2 protein-coding genes are annotated in these 4,109 nt (G+C 59.5%); both read right to left on the bottom strand.

Annotated features, from left to right (window positions below):
* Nucleotides 1-962: TonB-dependent receptor plug domain-containing protein (locus tag ACFC3J_RS22240; protein WP_375198117.1), on the bottom strand; the 962-nt coding region annotated here is incomplete at its 3' end.
* A 310-nt stretch (nt 963-1,272) separates the two neighbouring features.
* Complete coding sequence (locus ACFC3J_RS22235; RefSeq protein ID WP_375198116.1) at nt 1,273-4,071, bottom strand: EAL domain-containing protein; 2,799 nt, start codon at nt 4,069-4,071, stop codon at nt 1,273-1,275.
* Nucleotides 4,072-4,109: the final 38 nt, after the last annotated feature.

The following is a 4,109-nucleotide window of genomic DNA, read 5'->3' as shown; positions in this document are numbered from 1 at the left end:
TCGAGGCCGAACTCGTCATATTCGACGTCCAGCCGCGTCAGCGACACGTCCAGCGTCGTTTCCAGTTCGTCCGAAGGGCGCCACTGGGCCGAGATCAGGCCTGAAAGACGCTTGCGGTCTTCGGTTTCGATCGTGGGACGGGTGCGGGTCGGCGTGTAATAACCGGCAGGCAGATATTCGGCGCCCGCAACCGGATTGGCAGGCTGCACGAATTTGTTCAGGTTCCAGCCGGTATTGTAGAAACGGTCGTTGCGCACCGACTTGGCCCAATATTGGGCGCCAACCAGGAAGCCGAACTGATCGTCCCTGGTCTTGAAGCTGGTCAGCACGGTGGCGTTCGGTCGCACCTTGTCGGTCATGCTGGTGTAGGTGCCGCGCAGATTGACCGTGGTCTTGTTGCCCACGTCCAGCGGGTGGAAGGTCTTGACGTCGATATTGCCGCCCAGCGCCCCCTCGGTCATGTCGGCGGTCGGCGTCTTCACGACGTCGATCTGCGACACGAATTCGGCCGGCAGCATCTCGAAACGGAACTGGCGCCCTGCTGCACCGCCATTTTCGATGAGGTCGTTGATCGCGACGGTGCGGCCGTTGACCAGCGTGCTCTGGAATTGCGGGCCAAGGCCACGGACGCTGACATAAAGGCCTTCGCCGCGCGGACGGGTAATCGCGACACCGGTGATAAGCTGCAACGCTTCGGCGACATTCTGGGTCGGGAACTTGCCGATGTCGGTGGATGCGATGGAATCGACGCCATAGGCGGCCTTGCGCTTGGTCTCGGTCGCGGCCGCCAGGCTGCGGGCATAGGTGCCGGTGACGACGATTGCGCCATCGTCCTGCCCATCGGCAGGGGCAGCCTGATCGGCGGCCGGTGCGACGCTCTGCGCCTGGACCGGCGACGACAGGACCAGCGCAAAAATGGCGAGCGGAAGCGGCGCGCAAAGCATGCGCGATGAACGTGACATGTGGTGGTTCTCCCCAAGGCTCCAAGGCCGACGGGGCGCGGTTAGATCGTTGTTATTGCAATATTGTGGCGCGTATATTTCATCTTGAATTTTCCGTCGCTCGATCGTTCCTGTCCTAGAATCCTGTCGCGGAACGACCAGATGCTGCCGATCCACGCTCGTTTGCGCCTGCGATCAGTCGACCGTCGGCTATTGCACTGGTTGCGTGAAAGGTCGGGCAAGATCCGATCCTATCGGTTCCTTGTGGGAAAACAGCGCGGCAATCGGGTTGTGCTCATTAGTGAAGCGTGACAGCGCGTCGTGGATGGTGTCAGGCAGCCTCGATTTTCAGGGGCGCGCGCTCGGGTTCCAGGCTAGGGCTCATGGTAGGCCTTCCCCATAGATAGCCTTGCGCTTCATCGCATCCTTCGGTGCGAAGGAGCCGAAGCTGATCCTCGGTTTCCAGTCCTTCGGCCAAAACTGGCACTTCAAGGCTATGTCCCAGCGCAAGGACCGCACGAATGATCGCCCGAGCCTGATGGCTGGTTTCCGAATCCAGCAGGAAGGAACGGTCGATCTTGATCTTGTCGAAGGGGAAGGAGTTGAGCGTATCGAGCGACGAATAGCCGGTGCCGAAATCGTCCATCGCGATGGAAACGCCAATCGCCTTGATTTGACGCAGAATATGCAGGGCACGGGCCTTGTCACTGACAAGGGCGGTTTCGGTTATCTCCAGTTCCAATCGATGCGCCGGCAACCCGCTCTCTAGAAGTGCCGATGTGACAATCTGGATGAGATCGACATGCATGAGTTGTACCGGCGACAGGTTGACCGCCACACGCCAGGGTTCAGGCCAGTTGGCGGCATCACGGCACGCCTGGCGCAGAACCCATTCGCCAATGGCCAGAATTTCCCCGCTTTCCTCGGCAATCGGGATGAATTCCGCCGGAGAGATCCAGCCATCGCGTGGATGCTGCCAGCGCAACAGCGCCTCATATCCGACCACGGCCTCGGTGGAGACCAATTTCTGGACCTGATATGCCAAACTGAACTCGTCGCGTGCGACAGCCTCGCGCAGATCATTGGCGAGCGTGCGGCGGGCGCGCGCGGCCTCGTCCATGCCCTGTTCGTAGAAGCAGACCTGACGACCAATAGTCGCTTTTGCCCGATACATGGCGAGATCGGCATTGTTCACCAATGGCTCTCGGCGGGAGCCGTCCGTTGGGAAAATGGCGATGCCAAGGCTTGCGCCAGGATGGATGGAGAGGCCATCCATTTCGATCTTCTCGACCAGGCAGCGTTCCAGGCGGGAGATGAAATTGTCCAGGGCATCGTCATTTTCAAACGATTTGAACGCGGCAAACTCATCGCCGCCGAAGCGGGCGACGACCTCGCCTCGACCCAATTGGCCTAGCATGCGTCGAGCCAGTTCCTGCAGGACTGCATCGCCCGTTGAATGGCCATGCACATCGTTCACTTCCTTGAAGCGATCAAGGTCGATGCCGATCACGGCGACCTTTCCGCCATTTCGACTTGCCTGGCTGAGCGCGAGATCGAGACTGTCATTATAGCTCGATCTGTTCGGCAGACCCGTCAGTTCGTCATGCAGTGCCATGTGTTCGATGCGTTGCTCCGCCCGACGACGATCCGTGATATCGTCGAAGGTGGACACCCAGCCACCATCTGGCAGCGCATGATGGGCAATGGAAAAGGTCGAGCCATCCGCAAAATCAGCAATCAGAACGCCGCCATCCGGATTTTCGATACAGGCCCGGTGCCGGGCCAGAGTTTCTTCCAGTGCCTCTGCGGCGACCGCGCCTCCGGTGCGCTTGGCTACCGCAATCCGAACAAGTTCCTCGAAAGCGGTTCCAGGCGGGCATTGCTCGTGAGAGACGTCGAACAGCGTGCTCACCCTGTCATTTGCCAATGTCAGGTGCCCATTTTGGTCGAAGAGGCAGAGGCCTTGATGCATGTTGGACAGGGCGACGTCGAGTTTTGACCGCGTCTCCTCCAACCGCAATTGATCTTCCCTCATTCGGGTCATATCGCGCGTGATCTTGGCGAAGCCACGGAAGAGACCTGTTTCGTCAAAGACGGACTCGATCGTCACATGAGCCCAAAATCGGCTGCCGTCTTTGCGATAGCGCCAGCCTTCCGCATTGAATTTACCATCTTGCCGCGCTGTTTCTATGCCGCGTCTCGGCAGGCCCGCCGATCGATCCTCTTCGGAGTAGAAGGAGGACAGTTCCAACCCCATGGCTTCGGTGCTGCTATAGCCCTTCAGGCGCTGTGCGCCGGCATTCCATGAAGCGACGCGACCGTCCCGGTCCAGCATATAGATTGCGCAATCGCTGATGCCTTGGACAAGAACCTTGAACTCGCGCTCGCTAGCCCCGACGGCAGCATGCAGTCGTGCGCTCGACAGTGCCGCCATGATGCTGACGGTCAGGACGCCCAATGCAACAATGGCGACGGCCAAGCCCATTTGCGGAGTGGAAAGAAGAAGCCCTCCGGTTTCCTCAAGACGGTTGGGGCGCAGGGATAGCGCAGCCATGCCGGCAAAATGGAGCGACAATATGCCGCTGAGTATGGACAAGGCCGCGAGCACCCCGGTCGCGTATCCACGCCGGTCGAGGGCGAAATGAAAGGCAAGCGGTGCTGGAGCGGTTATGAGCAGGATGGATGCGATCACCATCGGTTGCGACCACCGGAAATCGGCATCGATCCTGATGGCGTAGATGCCCAGATAATGCATCGAGGCGATACCCAGTCCAACCACTAGGCCCGCCAGAATGCGGGCGTTGAGGGCAGAGGATCGCAAGGCAATCATATGTGCCAGGGTGAGCGCGCTCACGACCGTCAGAAGCGACAATATTGTGGGAACGAGCGCATAGCCGAGTATTATGCCCGGGTCATATCCCATCATGGCGGTGAAGTGCGTCGACCATACCCCGAAGCCGCCAACGCCTCCCGACGCGATTGCCCAGCGTATATGATCGATATTTTTCGTATCCCGGGCGCGCCGCAGAAACAGGACAATCGCTATCGCGGATATGGCGCAAATTAGCCCTGCAGCCGCGACGAGGCGAAGATCGTGATCGTCTCGGATGCAGAAATAGATATCGAACATGAGGCTGGATCCCTTAACCACACCCCTCTGGCATGCGC

Source organism: Sphingobium sp., assembly GCF_041987595.1.
Classification (GTDB): domain Bacteria; phylum Pseudomonadota; class Alphaproteobacteria; order Sphingomonadales; family Sphingomonadaceae; genus Sphingobium.
This window is presented reverse-complemented; position numbering and strand designations above follow the sequence as displayed.